The sequence below is a fragment of the Halomonas sp. DN3 genome, assembly GCF_024137905.1.
Classification (GTDB): Bacteria; Pseudomonadota; Gammaproteobacteria; order Pseudomonadales; family Halomonadaceae; genus Halomonas; species Halomonas litopenaei.
Map to the genome: position 1 here is coordinate 408,651 of NZ_CP099965.1, position 15,341 is coordinate 423,991.

A 15,341-nucleotide genomic window follows, 5' to 3' on the forward strand; every position below is an offset into this window, starting at 1 on the left:
CGTATCCAGCAGGGGCCAGCGTCAGTCGCTGGCCTGGCCCGGTCGCGAGCGGCGCATCGCCAGGCTCAGCAGCACCACCGGAATGATCCCCACGGCAACGATGGCCAGGGACGCTGTCGAAGCCTCGGCCAGGCGTTCGTCGGCGGCCAGGTTGTGGGCTCGTACCGCCAGGGTGTCGAAGTTGAACGGGCGCAGGATGATGGTGGCCGGCAGCTCCTTCATCACGTCGACGAAGACCAGGATCCCGGCGGCCAGCAGGCTGCCGCGCATGATCGGCGTATGCACCTTGCGCAGGGTGCCGGTGGCGGTCTCGCCGAGGGTCCGGGCCGCCGCGTCCATCGACGGGGTGACCTTGCCCAGGCTCGCTTCCACGGCGTTGAACGACACCGCGAGAAAACGCACCACATAGGCATAGATCAGGATAAAGGCGGTACCGCTGAGGATCAGGCCGATCACCTCCCCGGTGGCGGCCTTGTACAGCTGGTTGAGCTGGACGTCGACCCAGGCGAAGGGGATCAGGATGCCTACCGCCACCACCGACCCCGGAATCGCGTAGCCCAGCGAGGCCACCCGCGTGGCCGTGCGGGTCAGCGGGCCCTGTTCGAGTCGGGCGCCATAGCTCAGCACCACCGCCAGCCCCACCGCGATCAGGGCGGCGACGGCTGCCAGCAGCAGGCTGTTGCCGGCGTATTCGAAAAAGGCGCTGCCCAGCACGCTGTCTCCGGCCTTCAGCGCCATGTACCCCAGCAGCAGGCAGGGCAACAGGAAGCCCACCGTCACCGGCAGCGCGCAGGCCAGGGTGGCCGCCCAGGCGCGTGCACCGCTTAGGCGGTACTCCGGTAGTTGCTGGTAGCGGTGAGAGGTGTGGTGGAAGCGGCGCTTGCCCCGGGACCAGCGCTCCAGCAGCACGAACAGGATCACGAAGGCCAGCAGGCACGCCGCCAGCTGGGCGGCGGCGACCTGTTCGCCAAGTCCGAACCAGGTGCGATAGATGCCGGTGGTGAAGGTATCCACGCCGAAGTACTGCACCGCGCCGAACTCGTTGAGGGTTTCCATCAAGGCCAGCGACACGCCCCCCACCAGCGCCGGTCGCGCCAGCGGTACCGCCACCTGGGTAAACATCTGCCAGGGGCCGCGGCCCAGGGTGCGTCCCACGTCGAGCATGCACACCGACTGCTCGAGGAAGGCCGCCCTGGCCAGCATGTACACGTAGGGGTAGAGCACCAGGGTGATCAGGGTGGCGGCACCCGGTAACGAGCGGATGTCGGGAAACCAGTAGTCCCCGCGGGACCAGCCGAAGGCTTCGCGCAGGGCCTCCTGCACCGGCCCTGCGTACTGCAGAAAGTCGGTGTAGGCGTAGGCGATGACGTAGGTGGGTACCGCCAACGGCAGCAGCATGGCCCATTCGAACAGGCGCTTGCCGGGAAAACGGCACATCACTACCAGCCAGGCGCAGCCGGTACCGATGGCCAGGGTGCCAAGGCCGACGCTGAGTACCAGGAACAGGGTGTTGAGCAGATAACGCGTCAGCACAGTGTCGGCCAGGTGACGCCAGATATCGCCGGCGGGCACCAGAATATGGGCCAGGATCACCAGCACCGGCAGTGCTACCACCGCGGCGACCGCCAGCGTCAACCAGCCCCAGCGCGAAAGCCGCCGGGAACGAACCTTGGCCACGGAATGAGTACTGCTGGACACGGACGGACTCCTGCTGCGGGCACCGCTGACGGACGGGAGGCCAGATCATACCAGTCCGTGCCGGCGGCTGCAGTTGGCCATCAAGGGGAGGCATGGAGGCGCGCACCAAACGGAAGTGAGACCTTGGCTCGGCGGGCTTTGAAAGTGAATAACTATTCATTTATTTTAAGAGGCATCTCAAAAGAGGGTAAATGTCATGCGCCCACGCGACGACACCAAGCGGGTGGCACTGCTCGAGGCGACCCTGGTCGAGGTCACCGAGCACGGCTTCGGCGTGGCCTCGGTGGCCCGTATCGCGCGTCGCGCCAGGGTGTCGCCCGCCACCCTCTATATCCACTTTGCCGACAAGGACGCCCTGCTGGAGGCGACCTTTGTGCACGTCTGTGACCAGCTGATCGATACCGCCCTGGAGGCCTTCGATGCGGCACTTGAGCTGCGCCAGGCGCTGCGCGAGATGTGGCATGCGCTGTTTCATCTGGCCCTCGACCAGCCGCGCCTGTTTCGCTTCCACGACGCCTTCAGCCATTCGGTATGGATGAATGATCGGGTCCGCGAGCGCAACGATCTGCGCCTGGCGCCCTTGCTCGATGCCATCGCCCAAGGGCATCGGGATGGCGTGCTCAAGCCGGTTGGGCTTGCGCTGCTGGAAAGCTTCATGTTCCGCCCGATCTACCACCTGGTGCAGAGCCAGGGGAGCCACCCGTTCGAGCCCACCCACACCAATATCGACCAGGCCTTTGCGATGGCCTGGGACGCCATTGCCGTTCGCCACGACAACTCGCGTCCCTGACGCCTCAGGAGCCCCCATGACCTTCTCTACGTTTCCTCCGACGTCGCGCCTTGAGCGCCTGCTGGCCAGGTTCAGTCTGCTTGCCGTCGTGGCGCTTGTCGCCGGCTGTGAATCCGACCAGCCGCCCTTGTCCCAGCAGCAGGTACACCCGGTGAAGCTGGTGTCGCTGGACGCCGGGCGCCAGGGCATGTTGATGCGTTATCCCGGCCAGGTGCAGGCCTCGGAGCGTTCGGAGCTGTCGTTCCGGGTCGGTGGGGAACTGCGCGAGCTGGCCGTGCAGCCGGGGGATGAGGTGGAAGCGGGGGACCTTATCGCCCGCCTCGATGATCGTGATGCCAAGAGCCAGCTGGCCAACGCCCGTTCGAGCTACAACCTGGCCGAGGCGACCTACGAGCGTATGCGTATCTCGCTGGAGCGTGGTGCCATCAGTCGGTCCCGCTTCGACGAGGCGCGTGCCGAGTTTCTGTCGGCCCAGGCCCAGCTCAAGCAGGCCCAGGACCAGCTCAGCTACACCGAGCTCAGTGCGCCCTTCAGCGGCGTGATCGCGTCGGTTCCGGTGGACAACTATCAGGTGGTCGGTGCCCAGCAGACCATCGCCGAGCTGCAGCAGCCGGGATCCATCGACGTGACCTTCCAGCTGCCTGAGCAGCAGGTCCGCCGGATCAATGACGAGCGCGCCCAGGCGGTGCAGGACGGCGAGGATGCGGTGGTCTGGGTGACCTTCGCCGAGAACCAGCAGCAGCGCTACCCGGCCCGCTACAAGGAGCACGACAGCAGCGTCAGCCAGGGGTCGCTGAGCTATGAGGTCACCCTGACCCTGCCTGAACCTGACGACATCACGGTGCTGTCGGGCATGAGCGCCACGGTGCTGCTGGACATGAGCGCCCTGACCGGTGATAGCCAGGATCCCTGGCGGGTGCCGGTGGCGGCGGTGGCCACGCGGGAATCGCAGCCTGACCAGGCGGTGGTGTGGCGCTTCGTGCCCGACGACGAGTCCCGCGCCGATGGCCCTGGGCGTGTCGAGGCGGTGCCGGTCGTGCCGGGGCGCATCACCACCCAGGGGATGCTGATCGAGGGCGAGCTCGAGGCCGGCGACCGGCTGGTCGCCGCCGGTGCCGAACGCATGCAGGAAGGACGCAGGGTACGACCCTGGATCAAGGAAGAGGGGCTCTGATCGATGGTCGACTACTTTCTGCGCCAGAAGGTCATCAGCTGGATGATCACCCTGCTGCTGGCCGTTGGCGGGGTGGTGTCTTTCTTCGGGCTCGGGCAGCTGGAGTTTCCCGAGTTCACCATCCGCAACGCCATCATTTCGACCCAGTACCCCGGCGCCACGCCAGAACAGGTAGAAGAGGAGGTCACCCTGCGCCTGGAGAAGGCGATCCAGCAGATGCCCGACCTGAAGCGGGTCAGCTCGGTCAACGCCGACGGCCTGTCGCAGATCACCGTGGAGCTCGAGAACACGGTGCGCGAGCACGAACTTGCCCAGTACTGGGACCTGCTGCGGCGCAAGATCAGCGACGTCCAGGCCGAGCTGCCCCCCGGCGCCGGGACCTCCATCGTCAACGATGACTTCGGTGACGTCTTCGGCCTGCTGTTGACCCTGACCGGCGAGGACTACAGCCAGCAGGACCTGGAAGACCACGCCGACCTGCTGCAGCGGGAGCTGCGCCTGGTCGACGGGGTCAAGAAGGTCGCCATCGCCGGCACCGTGCAGGACCAGGTGGTGGTGTCGCTGGACCGTGACCGGATGCGCGCGCTGGGGATCTCGCCACAGCAGTTGAGTGACCTGCTCAACGCCCAGAACGTGGTGGGCGACGCGGGCCATATCAAGCTCGATGGCCTGTCGCTGTCGGTGCAGCCCACCGGCGAGTTCGACAGCGTCGAGTCGCTCGAGCGGCTGGTGGTGGGCCGTCCCGGTGACGGCCTGATCCGCCTTGGCGATATCGCCGAGGTCACTCGCCAGACCACCGATACGCCCCAGTTGCTCTACCACGCAGGGGGGCAGTCCGCGCTGTCCATCGGCATCTCGTTTGGTTCCGGCGTCAACGTGGTGGAGGTCGGCGAACGGGTCGAGAAGCGGCTTTCCGAGCTCGAACAGCGCATGCCGCTGGGCATGGAACTGGCCACCGTCTACCACCAGCCCGAGGTGGTGGAGGACGCGGTCAACGGCTTTCTGATCAACCTGGCCGAGGCGGTCGGCATCGTCATACTGGTGCTGTTGCTGTTCATGGGGGTGCGTAGCGGGCTGCTGATGGGCCTGATCCTGCTGCTGACCATCCTCGGCACCTTCATCATGATGTCGATTCACGGCATCCAGCTGCAGAAGATCTCGCTGGGCGCCTTGATCATTGCCCTCGGCATGCTGGTGGACAACGCTATCGTGATCACCGAGGGCATGATGATCGGCCTTGCCCGGGGCAAGACCAAGCGCCAGGCGGCGCTGGAGGTGGTCGGTCAGAATCGCCTGCCGCTGCTGGGTGCCACTGTCATCGCGATCACCGCCTTTGCTCCCATCGGGCTGTCGCCGGACGCTACCGGCGAGTTCGTCGGGTCACTGTTCTGGGTATTGTGCTATTCGCTGTTCCTGAGCTGGATCACCGCCCTGACCCTGACCCCCTTCTTCTTCGATCTGTTCTTCAAGGAACGCATCGAAGCGGGCGAGGAGGGGGATAGCGATCCCTATCGTGGCCTGCTGTTCCGGGTGTTTCGCCGCCTGCTGGTGGTGGGGATTCGGTTCCGCTACCTGACATTGGTGCTGGCGGTGGTGCTGCTGGCCGGTGCCTTGTCGCTGTCCGGGCAGGTCAAGAACGCCTTCTTTCCCGACGCCACCACACCGCTGTTCTTTGCCGATGTGTGGTTGCCGGAGGGCACCGACGTGCTGGAGACCGAGCGCACCATCGCGCGCCTCGAGACGCAGGTGCTGGAGATGCAGGACGTGACCCGGGTGACCAGCGTGATCGGTGGCGGCGCACAGCGCTTCACCCTGACCTATGCCCCCGAGGACCGTTATGCGAGTTTTGGTCAGCTGATCGTCGAGACCGAGGACCGCGCGTCCCGGGAAGCCCGCATGAAAGAGGTGATCGAGACCCTGCGCGAGGACTTCCCCCGGGTCCAGTACAAGGTCCAGGCGTTGCAGGTCGGCCCCTCGGCCAAGGCCAGCATCGAGGCGCGCATCTACGGTGACGATCCCGAGACCCTGCACCGCCTGGGCGCCGAGGTGCGTGGCATCTTCCAGGACGAGCCGATGACCGACAGCATCCGGCTGTCCTGGAGCAATCGCGAGAGCGTCATCGTGCCCGAGTTCCTCGAGCAACAGGCACGTCGCGTCGGAGTCACCCGGGACGCCTTGCACCAGGCGCTCAGGCTCAACAATGACGGCGAGCAGGTCGGCGTCTACCGCGAAGGCAGCGAGCTGATTCCGATCGTGATGCGCTCCCGGGAGGACCAGCGCCACGACATCGACAACCTCAGCGCGGTCAACGTCTGGAGTGAAGAGCAGGGACGTTATCTCAGCGCCGGCAACGTGCTCGGCGAGCTGCACACCGAGCTGCGTGATCCGCTGATCAAGCGTCGCGACCGGCGTCGCATGCTGGCGGTGTACGCCGAGCCGATGCCGCTGTCCGGCGAGACCGCTGCCAGCGTGCTGGCGCGGCTGCGTCCCCAGGTCGAGGCCATCGAGCTGCCGCCGGGCTATGCCATCGAATGGGGCGGTGAGTACGAAACCGCCAGCGACGCCCAGAAGGCGCTGCTGTCATCGCTGCCCATGGGCCTGCTCGGGATGTTCATCATCACCGTGCTGCTGTTTGGCCGGCTGCGCCAGGCGCTGGCGATCTGGTCGATCGTGCCGCTGATGCTGATCGGTATCATCGGTGGCCTGGCGTTGCTCGGGGCGCCCTTCACCTTCATGGCGCTGCTCGGCACCTTGAGCCTGATCGGCATGGTGCTGAAGAACGCCATCGTGCTGATGGAAGAGATCAACGTGCAGCGTGGCCAGCAGGACAATGCCCACGACGCCGTGATCCAGGCCGCGGTCAGTCGTGTGCGGCCGGTGACCATGGCCGCCGTGACCACCATGCTGGGGATGCTGCCGCTGTTCACCGATGCCTTCTTCGCCTCCATGGCGGTGGTCATCGTGTTCGGTCTGGGCGTCGCCACCCTGTTGACGCTGGTTGTTCTGCCGGTGGTGTACTGTACCTTGATGAGGATACGCGCCGGCTGATCCTGCCGCCGCTTTCTAGTCACCCGCACCCTGATGAGGATTCGTGCCGGCTGATGCTGCCACTGCTTGCTAGCCGCCGGCGCCCTGAACGTTGGCCCCGTGAGGGCCTGCCTCGTCGGCGATGACGGTCCAGGGGGCGGCCGACACGCTACCTGTCTGCGTCGACGGGGCCCGCTCTACCAGCCAGGAGCAGATCAATGGCCACAGGGTGTCACGGTGGCGCCGGCGGAACCCCTCCAGGTGCCCTAGCACACCACTGCCCAGCACCCTGGGCGACAGCTGCAGGCGCTTGACCGAGGCGTCGGTGAAGTAGGCACTCAGCAGGTCGATGCTGTCGCTGCTGGCGTAGGGATCATCGTCGAGTCCCACTACCAGCAGAGGTAACGTCACGCGCGCGAATCGCACTTCGGCGTTGAGTTCCGGGTCGTCGAAGAAGTAGCGCGGCAGACTGGTCCAGCGGCTGCACTGGCGGGCCACCCCCTCCGGCACGTCCTCACTGATACCAAGCCGTCGGCAGGGCACATAGCCATTGATCCGGGACAGCAAAGGAAACACCAGCTTGAACAGCATCCAGGCGCGCAGCCGCAGCCAGGGTGATGAGATGAAGCGCAGACAGCTGGCATTGCAGGCGATCAACACCGCAGCGCTCAAGTGCCGGCTGGCGTCTCCCAGGCCGATGGCATGGCCACCGAAGCTGTGGCCGATGGCCAGCAGCGGCAGGTCTGGCCAGCGCTGGCGTGCCCACTGGGTGACACTGTCGGCATCGAGCTCGGCCCAGTCCTGCATGCGCACCTCCAGTCTTTCGAGCTGTTCCGGCCGTGACCGCCCGATGCCTCGGTAGTCGTAGCTCAGCACGTGGAAGCCGTGTTCGGCGAGGAACAGTGCGAAGGCCTGATAGAGGCGCTGTGACACCGCCGAGGCGGAGTGAATGATCACCACCCCGCGCAGCGGCGGTGTGGCCTCGAAGTGGCTGGCGCCGAGCGGATAGGCATCGGAGGCGGAGAGGGTGAAGCGGGTCACGTTGGCCATCATGCTGCCCTTGCACAGAGTGTCTAAGAACTCTTAATACGATGCAGGAACGGCGTCGAGGCTTTACCTAATCAGGAGCGCGAGGGGGTGAAAAGTCGAAGATTATGCCGGAAGAGTACTGACAAATTCGTCGCTGTGAACGAATAGCCCCCGCCAGGCGGGGGCTGTGTGGTCGTGCCAGAGGCTACCAGAAGGGTCAGTAGCCCAGCAGCATCGAGGGCAGGCCGGTGACCAGGGCGGGGAAGTAGGACATCAGCACGCAGGCAAGCAATATCAGCGCGCAGAACGGGATCACCGCCTTGTACAGGTCGAGGGTCTCGACCTCCGGAGGTGCCACGCCCTTCAGGTAGAACAGCGCATAGCCGAAGGGCGGGGTCAGGAAGGAGGTCTGCAGTACCACCGCGACCATCACCACGAACCACAGCATGTCGACGCCCATGGTCTCGATGATCGGCAGCATGATCGGGAAGCTCAGCAGCACGATGCCGGTCCAGTCGAGGAACATGCCCAGCACGAACACCAGCAGGAACATCAGGATCAGTGCGCCGGTGGTGCCTCCGGGCATCGCCAGCACCAGTTCGCTGATCACGTCCATGCCGCCACCGATGGAGAACACCCCGGTGAAGGCGGTAGCCCCTACCAGCACGAACATCACCATGGTGGTGGTCTTGCCGGCCTCGATGAAGGTGTTGTAGCAGGTCGACAGCTTGCGATCACCAAAGATCAGGAACAGCAAGAAGGCCAGAGTCACGCCGATGGCCGAGGCCTCGGTGGCCGTGGCAATACCGGTGAACAGTGCACCCAGCACCCCGAGGATCAGGCTCATCGGTGGCAGCACGTACTTGCACAGGCGGATCACCAGTTCCCCGGTGCTGGTCTCGGCACGCTCCTCGGCGCCCACAGGAGGGCCGAAGTCGGGCTTGATCAGGCAGATCACCAGCACGTAGAGCGCGTACATCGAGCCCAGCAGCAAGCCCGGCACCAGGGCGCCGGCGAACAGCGCGCCCACCGACACCGGCGAGTAGCTGGCCATCAGGATCAGCATGATGCTTGGCGGAATCAGGATGCCGAGACAGCCGCTGGCCATGATGACACCGGCGGACAGGCCCTTGTTGTAGCCGTACTTGAGCATCGGTGCCAGGGCGATCAGGCCCATCACCGCGATGGAGGCGCCGACGATACCGGTGGTGGCCGCCAGCAGTACCGAGACGATGACCACGGTCAGCGCCAGGCCGCCGCGCACGCGTCCGAGCAACAGGCGCATGCTCTCGAACATCTTCTCGGTGACGCCCGAGTCATTGAGAAAGCGCGCCATCAGAATAAACAGCGGGATCGCCACCAGGACGTAATTGTCCATGGCGCGCCCATAGATGTTGTTGATGATGATGCCGAGCACCTGGGGACCGGGGCCGAACCAGGCGCCGAGTACCGCGACACCGCCCAGCACGAAGGCCAGCGGGTGGCCCATGAACAGTCCCAGCATCAGGCCGGCGAACATGAAGATGGTCAGAAGTTCAGCGCTCATTTGGCTTCCTCCGCGTCCTGGGTCGTCAGTTCATTGATGGCGCGGATGACGATGGCGATGGCCTGCAAGAGGATCAGCACGCTGGCGATGACCAGCACGGCCTTCACCGGATAGACCGGGATCGAGACGATGCCGTAGGTGGACTCGGCGCGGCTCCAGGAGCGCTCGAAAAAGCGCCAGCTATAGGTGATGAACATGATGATGAAGGGGGTGAAAAACAGCAGGTAGCCGAGCAGGTCGATCAGCGCCCGTCCTCGGCGTGATAGCAGCTGCTTGACGATGTCCACCTCCACATGGGCGTGATGGCGCAACCCGTAGGCGGCCATCAGCATGAAATGAGAGCCGAACAGCATGGTAGTGATGTCGAAAGCCCAGTCGCTGGGGCGTCCGACAAAGAAGCGCATCGCGATGTCGTAGACCACCACGAGGGTGATGATCGCGATCAGCGGAGCGATCAAACGGCCGAACCACTCGTTCAAGCAGTCGATGGCCTTGGCAATGGCGTTCATGGTGGAAGTCTCGTCGAAGTCCAACGATGACCGGCGGCCTCGCGCAGAGAGCCGCCGGCCGGTGGAAGCAAGCCGTGTGCTAGTTCATGCAGGCTTCGATTTCTTCAAGTGATGGCAGGTTGTCGGTGACACGGCTCATGTTGAAGGGCACCGAAACGTCACGCCACTGGGCGTAGTCCTGCAGGTAACTGATCATCGACTGGTAGACCTTGGCGTGCATCGGGTCCTCGCAGGCACCCTGCACGATCACCTGGTTGGTGATGTCCTGGATCTGGGCCAGGTCTTCCTCGGACAACTGGTTGATGGTGGTGCCGTCCTCGAGGAACTTGGCAGTACCCTCGGTGGACTGTTTCTCGGACCAGGCCAGCGACCAGGCCATGGTGGCCTCGGAGGCGATCTTCAGCTTTTCCTGGGTCTCCTCGGACAGGGCGTCCCAGGCTTCCTTGTTGATCATCACACCGAACACGCTGGCGGACTGGTGCCAACCCGGGGTCATCCAGTAGTCGGCAACTTCGGAGAAGCCGGCCTTGTAGTCCACGCCCGGGGTCGAGAACTCGGCGCCGTCGACCACACCACGCTCGATGGCCTGGTAGATCTCGCCACCGGCCAGGGTCACCTGGGAACCACCAAGCTGCTCGAGCACGCGGCCCTGATCTCGCCCGGACAAGCGCAGTCGCTTGCCTTCGATATCGGCAATGGACTCGATCGGGGTGCCACCGCGGAAGCCGGACTCGTTGTTGGTGATGCCGTAGGGCAGATAGACCATATTGTACTGGCCGTAGATCTCCTGATAGAGCTCGAAGCCGCCCCACTGGGTGATCCAGTTCAGGTAGTCGACACCGTTGAACAGGCTGGTGGTGGTGGCCAGCGGCGAGAACGCCGGGCTACGGCCGGCCCAGTAGCCGGGCCAGTCGCCGGCGGCCTGGATGCTGCCGGTCTCGGTGGCGTCAAAGACCTCTGTGCCAGGCATCAGGGTGCCGCCGGCGTAGAATTCGATCTGGACCTCGTCCCTGGCCAGCTGGTTGACCAGCTCCGCCCAGTGCTTGTCGATCTGGATCAGGTCAAGGTTGTCCGGCCAGGTGGTGGTCATGGTCCACTTTTCCTGGGCCATGGCGCCGCTCGACAGAGCCGCAAGGGCGATGCCGGCAGCCATGCTGGTCAGGGTAAACTTGGTCATTTGCTTCATGCAGGTGCTCCCCGTGGGTTGTTGTGTTCTGTGCAAAGGAGGCGATCGCTGCCTCACCGAAATTGCGTCCGGCACCCTTGGCCATTGTCTTGGGTTTGGTGCCTGGGGGTAGTGGCGTTCCAGCGTGGGGTTGGCCCACGATGGCGCCTCGGCTTCATCAAGCTAGCACGGTCTTCAAGAGATGATCGATGCGACCCATGTCGATGAAACAGCACACTTTTTTGGCGCCTGCACAGTCGATGGTGTGAGAAAAAGTTTCGACAATTCAGCAAAATGAATAGGTTAGGGCGACATCTATGCTGCGCTGCCGTAGTCGGCACGATCGTTTAATCGGTGCAGCCTTTAGACCAAAGTTGATTTATCAGGGAGCCTTAATGTCCCACTTTTTGACCCGACAGGACCTCTCGCAGCTCGCTGCCTATCGACAGCAACTGCGAAGGCGGCGCTTTCGCGGCCTGCTGTGGGTGAGCGGGGCTTCCTCCCAGGCGCGGGGCCTCGCCCGCGAATGCCTGGCACAAGGCGAATGGTCGGCGCCACTCTGGGTTGGGGACGCGGCGATTGACGATGCTGCTGACAGGGCCCATGACAGCGCCAGTGTCGGGGCCCATGCCAGGGCCGGTGTCGGGGCCCAGGACAGAGGAGCCATCACCCCGCCTGAGCTTGAGTGTCTTCCCGCCGCCAAGGCGCGTACCCGGCTCGGCGGTGAGCACGATCTGGTGGTGTTCGACGCCGCCTCGCCAGGCACCGGCCTCGACCCCGATGCCCTGGGGGCGGTGGCCGGCACCCTGGTGGCCGGCGGCCTGCTGGTGCTGTTGACCCCCGACGACGATGGCCGGAGTCCCGATGACGACTACCGCCGCCTGGCGGCCCACCCGTGGCGGCCCGAGCAGCTCACGAGTCGCTACCTCGAACGCTGCCATCGGCTGCTCGTGGGCTTTCCCGGCATGCTGCGCTGGCGGCAGGGGGAGGGCCTGACGGCAACGCCCGATGATGGCCAGGAAAGCCCTTTTGCCGATGGCTCATGTTCAGACAACCCTTGTCCAGACAGCCCTTGTCGAGACAGCCCCGACCCGGATTGCCTGAGCCCTGACCAGGCCGAGGTGGTACGTCGGCTGACGCGGCTCAGGCGTCGCCGCCCGTTGGTGATCACCGCCGACCGTGGTCGCGGCAAGTCGGCGGCGCTGGGCATCGCCTGCGCCCGCCTGCTGGTCAAGGCCGAGCAGCAGCGCCAGGCGCCGCTGGATATCCTGGTGACGGCACCGAGGGCGTCCTCGGTGGCGCCGGTATTCGAGCGCCTGGCGGCGCTGCTGCCCGAGGGACAGGGCGACGAAAGGGACTTCGAGGCGCCCGGGGGGCGGGTGCGTTTTATCGCCCCTGACGCACTGACGGATGCCGTCGCCCGGGGGGAAGCCGGCGGCCCCGGCTCGCTGCTGCTGGTGGACGAGGCGGCGGCGATTCCGGCGGCGCTGCTGGGCGAGTGGCTGGCGGCATTTCCGCGGCTTGCCTTCGCCACCACGGTGCACGGCTACGAGGGCTCGGGGCGAGGCTTTGCGTTGCGCTTTCGTCGTCATCTGGAGGCGCAGACGCCCCAGTGGCAGGCCATCGAGCTCAGGACGCCGATACGCTGGGCCGATGGAGATCCCCTTGAGCGGGCCATCGACGCGCTGCTGTGCCTGGATGCAGAACTTCCCACAGCGCCGAAGGGGGCGAGGGTGAGTGCGTCTTGCCCTGGTCAAAAGTTGGCCGAGCTGCCCTGTACCACGCTCGATCGCGATGTCCTGGCCCGTGACGAAGCCTCCCTGAGAGCCATCTTCGGCCTGCTGGTCCAGGCCCACTATCGCACCACCCCGGCGGACCTGCGGGCGCTGCTTGACGCGCCGGCGACCCGCATCTCGATCCTTGGGACACCACGTGCGCCGCTGGCGGTGTGCGTGTGCGTCGACGAGGGGGGCTTCGATGCCGATCTGGCCGAGCGAGTGCTGCTGGGACAGCGACGCCCGCGTGGTCACCTGATGGCCCAGTCGCTGGCGGCCCACGCCGGTGAAGCCGCGGCGCTGAAGGTACCCAGCGCCCGGATCACCCGGATCGCCGTACACCCCGACTGGCGCCGCCTGGGGTGCGGGGCGAGGCTGATCCAGGAGGCGGCACGCCAGGCCGAACAGGCCGGCAAGGCGCTGCTGGGGGCAAGCTTCGGCGCCGATCCGGAGCTGCTGGCGTTCTGGCAGGCACAGGGCTTTCGTCCGGTGCGCCTGGGACTGACCCGGGAGGCCGCCACCGGCGAGCATGCGGCGATGGTGGCGCTGGCCCTGGGGGAGCACAACCGGGACCTGATCGAGCGGCTGTCGCGGCGCTTTGAGCGGCAGTTGCCGGGGCTGCTGGCCTTCGAACTGACACGCCTGTCGCCACCTTTGGTGCTGGCGCTGTTGGCGAGCGTCGGCGATCGCTATGCATTCGACGCCGATGACCGCTTTTCTCTCGACGGTGAAGATCGCTTTTCTCTCGACGCCGATGACCGCTTTTCTCTCGACGCCGATGACCGTCGTGAGCTCCAGGACCTGGCCAGGGGCCAGCGCGAGCCGGCGCTGGCGCGTCCGGCCATCCGGGCCCTGGTTCGCCGGCTGGCGTCGCTGTCGATGTCGTCGTCGATGTCGTCGTCGATGTCGTCGTCGATGTCCAAGGCGAGGTCCAAGGCTGACGATGACCACGACAGTCTGGCCTGGCTCGCAGCGTGGGCGTTTCAGGGGCGTTCGGAAAGTTCCCTGGCGCAGGGGCTATCGCTGCGCGGCAAGGCACAGGTCAAGCAATGGTTGCGGGACGCCGTGGGCCGAGCCCTGGCACTGCTGGAGACCCTTTCCAAGGCCCCGGGGCGAGGGTAGAGTGCCAACATTCGCAAAGGCAGACATAGACATCATGAACGAACATCTCGATAGCCTCGCTCCGACCGCCGTATGGCGTCACTTCCGTACCCTGTGCAACACGCCGCGCCCCTCGGGCCACGAGGCGGCTCTGGTCGAGATCCTTGAAGCCTGGGCAGACGAGCGCGGCATCGCCCACGACCGTGACGCCTACGGCAACCTGCGTCTGTCCAAGCCGGCGAGCCCCGGGCGCGAAGGGGCACCGGGGGTGATCCTCCAAGGCCATCTGGACATGGTGGCCCAGGCCAACGCCGACAAGCCCCACGACTTCACCCGGGATCCCATCGTCACGCGGGTCGAGGACGGCTGGCTCAAGGCCGACCAGACCACCCTGGGCGCCGACAATGGCCTGGGGGTGGCGGCGGCGCTGGCGATCCTCGGCGATGATGAACTCGTCCATGGTCCGCTGGAGGCGATCTTCACCCTGGAGGAAGAGACCTCCATGGGCGGTGCGCTGAACCTGGCCGAAGGCTGGCTCGAGGGCAGCCTGTTGCTCAACCTGGACTCCGAGGACCGTGGTCAGGTCTACATCGGTTGTGCCGGTGGCGCCGACGTGGTGGTCGAGGCCCAGTTGCCGGTGGAGTCGGTGGGCGAGGACGAAGAAGCCCTGACGCTGAGCCTCAAGGGACTGCGTGGTGGCCACTCCGGGATCGATATCGACAAGGGGCTGGGTAACGCCAATCGCCTGCTGGTGCGGGTGCTGCGCGCCCTCGACAGCTGCGAGGTGCGCCTGGTCGACTACCGTGGCGGCACCCTGAGAAACGCCATCCCCCGCGAGGCCGAGGCGGTGGTGATGGTGCCTCGGGACGAGATCGACGCGCTGCGCTCGCGCATCGAGCGCCTCGAGGCCGACATGCGCCGCGAGCTGTCCGGCGTCGACGAGGGCCTGCGGCTGACCCTGGAGCCCTGCGCCACGCCGCGCGAGGAAGCGCTGACCCGCCACGCCAGCCGCCTGCTGGTGGCGGCGCTGCATGCCGCGCCCTGCGGTGTCGAGCGCATGAGCGTCGAGGTGCCAGGCGTGGTCGAGACCTCCAACAACCTGGGCGTGGTCAGCCTCGAGAACGGCCGCTTTCACCTGTGCGCCCTGGTGCGTTCACTGCGCGACAGCGCCACCATGGATCTGGCCGAGCGCTTCACCGCGCTGTTCGAGCTGATCGGTGCCCGTACCCGGGTCGAGAACGGCTACCCCGGCTGGACGCCTCAGCCCGACAGCGACCTGCTCAAGCGCTTCTGTGAGCTGCATCGTCAGCGCCTGGCGGTGGACCCGGAGATCAAGGTCATCCACGCCGGGCTCGAGTGCGGGATTCTCGGCGGCAAGTACCCCGAGCTTCAGATGATTTCCTTCGGCCCCCTGATTCGCGGCGCCCACTCGCCGGACGAGCGCGTCGAGATCGCCTCGGTGGAGGAATTCTACGGCCTGCTCAAGGCGCTGATCGGCGACCTGGCCGAGGGCGCCCGCTGATATGA

10 protein-coding genes are annotated in these 15,341 nt (G+C 65.7%); 5 read left to right on the forward strand and 5 right to left on the reverse strand.

The genetic code is table 11. The annotated features are described in order from the left end of the window. Positions 1-21 precede the first annotated feature (21 nt). Positions 22-1,677: an iron ABC transporter permease gene (locus tag NKF27_RS01860; protein ID WP_231498506.1), complete on the reverse strand. Its 1,656-nt coding sequence runs from the start codon at positions 1,675-1,677 to the stop codon at positions 22-24. A gap of 217 nt (positions 1,678-1,894) precedes the next feature. On the opposite strand from NKF27_RS01860, the gene NKF27_RS01865 reads away from it, so the two are divergent. From NKF27_RS01865 to NKF27_RS01875, 3 genes are read left to right on the forward strand one after another with little or no spacing between them, the layout of a single operon-like run. Then, complete coding sequence (locus NKF27_RS01865) at positions 1,895-2,488, forward strand: TetR/AcrR family transcriptional regulator (RefSeq protein ID WP_108448433.1); 594 nt, start codon at positions 1,895-1,897, stop codon at positions 2,486-2,488. Between the two features lie 16 nt (positions 2,489-2,504). Then, positions 2,505-3,662 carry an efflux RND transporter periplasmic adaptor subunit gene (locus tag NKF27_RS01870; RefSeq protein ID WP_108131137.1) on the forward strand — a complete coding sequence of 386 codons (1,158 nt, stop codon included), beginning with the start codon at positions 2,505-2,507 and terminating at the stop codon, positions 3,660-3,662. A gap of 3 nt (positions 3,663-3,665) precedes the next feature. Continuing rightward, positions 3,666-6,710 (forward strand): efflux RND transporter permease subunit, encoded by a 3,045-nt coding sequence (locus NKF27_RS01875; RefSeq protein WP_253555121.1) that lies wholly within the window; start codon positions 3,666-3,668, stop codon positions 6,708-6,710. 69 nt (positions 6,711-6,779) lie between these two features. Here the strand turns inward: NKF27_RS01875 and NKF27_RS01880 are convergent, their stop codons facing one another. The 4 genes from NKF27_RS01880 to dctP form a co-directional block, all read right to left on the reverse strand. Further along, positions 6,780-7,739, reverse strand: coding sequence for an alpha/beta fold hydrolase (locus NKF27_RS01880; RefSeq protein WP_253555123.1), 960 nt, complete (start codon positions 7,737-7,739; stop codon positions 6,780-6,782). A 196-nt stretch (positions 7,740-7,935) separates the two neighbouring features. After that, a complete protein-coding gene (locus NKF27_RS01885; RefSeq protein ID WP_253555126.1) occupies positions 7,936-9,264 on the reverse strand; it encodes a TRAP transporter large permease subunit in 1,329 nt (442 codons plus the stop codon). Beyond that, entirely contained in the window at positions 9,261-9,773 is a 513-nt protein-coding gene (locus tag NKF27_RS01890; RefSeq protein WP_253555128.1) for a TRAP transporter small permease subunit, read from the reverse strand. The genes NKF27_RS01885 and NKF27_RS01890 overlap by 4 nt, the downstream gene beginning before the upstream one ends. A gap of 79 nt (positions 9,774-9,852) precedes the next feature. Further along, positions 9,853-10,959: a TRAP transporter substrate-binding protein DctP gene (gene dctP, locus NKF27_RS01895; protein WP_253555132.1), complete on the reverse strand. Its 1,107-nt coding sequence runs from the start codon at positions 10,957-10,959 to the stop codon at positions 9,853-9,855. A gap of 374 nt (positions 10,960-11,333) precedes the next feature. Here dctP and NKF27_RS01900 point away from each other — a divergent pair, with 374 nt between their 5' ends. Together NKF27_RS01900 and NKF27_RS01905 are read left to right on the forward strand one after the other, a co-directional pair. After that, positions 11,334-13,835: a GNAT family N-acetyltransferase gene (locus NKF27_RS01900; protein ID WP_253555135.1), complete on the forward strand. Its 2,502-nt coding sequence runs from the start codon at positions 11,334-11,336 to the stop codon at positions 13,833-13,835. 34 nt (positions 13,836-13,869) lie between these two features. Continuing rightward, a complete protein-coding gene (locus NKF27_RS01905; RefSeq protein WP_253555138.1) occupies positions 13,870-15,336 on the forward strand; it encodes an aminoacyl-histidine dipeptidase in 1,467 nt (488 codons plus the stop codon). The last annotated feature ends 5 nt before the right edge of the window (positions 15,337-15,341 follow it).

Bases quoted from the DNA above. Each gene is read 5' to 3' on its own strand.
- NKF27_RS01865 (WP_108448433.1), top strand. From the start codon at position 1,895: ATGCGCCCACGCGACGACACCAAGCGGGTGGCACTGCTCGAGGCGACC.
- NKF27_RS01870 (WP_108131137.1), top strand. From the start codon at position 2,505: ATGACCTTCTCTACGTTTCCTCCGACGTCGCGCCTTGAGCGCCTGCTG.
- NKF27_RS01875 (WP_253555121.1), top strand. From the start codon at position 3,666: ATGGTCGACTACTTTCTGCGCCAGAAGGTCATCAGCTGGATGATCACC.
- NKF27_RS01880 (WP_253555123.1), bottom strand. From the start codon at position 7,739: ATGGCCAACGTGACCCGCTTCACCCTCTCCGCCTCCGATGCCTATCCG.
- NKF27_RS01885 (WP_253555126.1), bottom strand. From the start codon at position 9,264: ATGAGCGCTGAACTTCTGACCATCTTCATGTTCGCCGGCCTGATGCTG.
- NKF27_RS01890 (WP_253555128.1), bottom strand. From the start codon at position 9,773: ATGAACGCCATTGCCAAGGCCATCGACTGCTTGAACGAGTGGTTCGGC.
- dctP (WP_253555132.1), bottom strand. From the start codon at position 10,959: ATGAAGCAAATGACCAAGTTTACCCTGACCAGCATGGCTGCCGGCATC.
- NKF27_RS01900 (WP_253555135.1), top strand. From the start codon at position 11,334: ATGTCCCACTTTTTGACCCGACAGGACCTCTCGCAGCTCGCTGCCTAT.
- NKF27_RS01905 (WP_253555138.1), top strand. From the start codon at position 13,870: ATGAACGAACATCTCGATAGCCTCGCTCCGACCGCCGTATGGCGTCAC.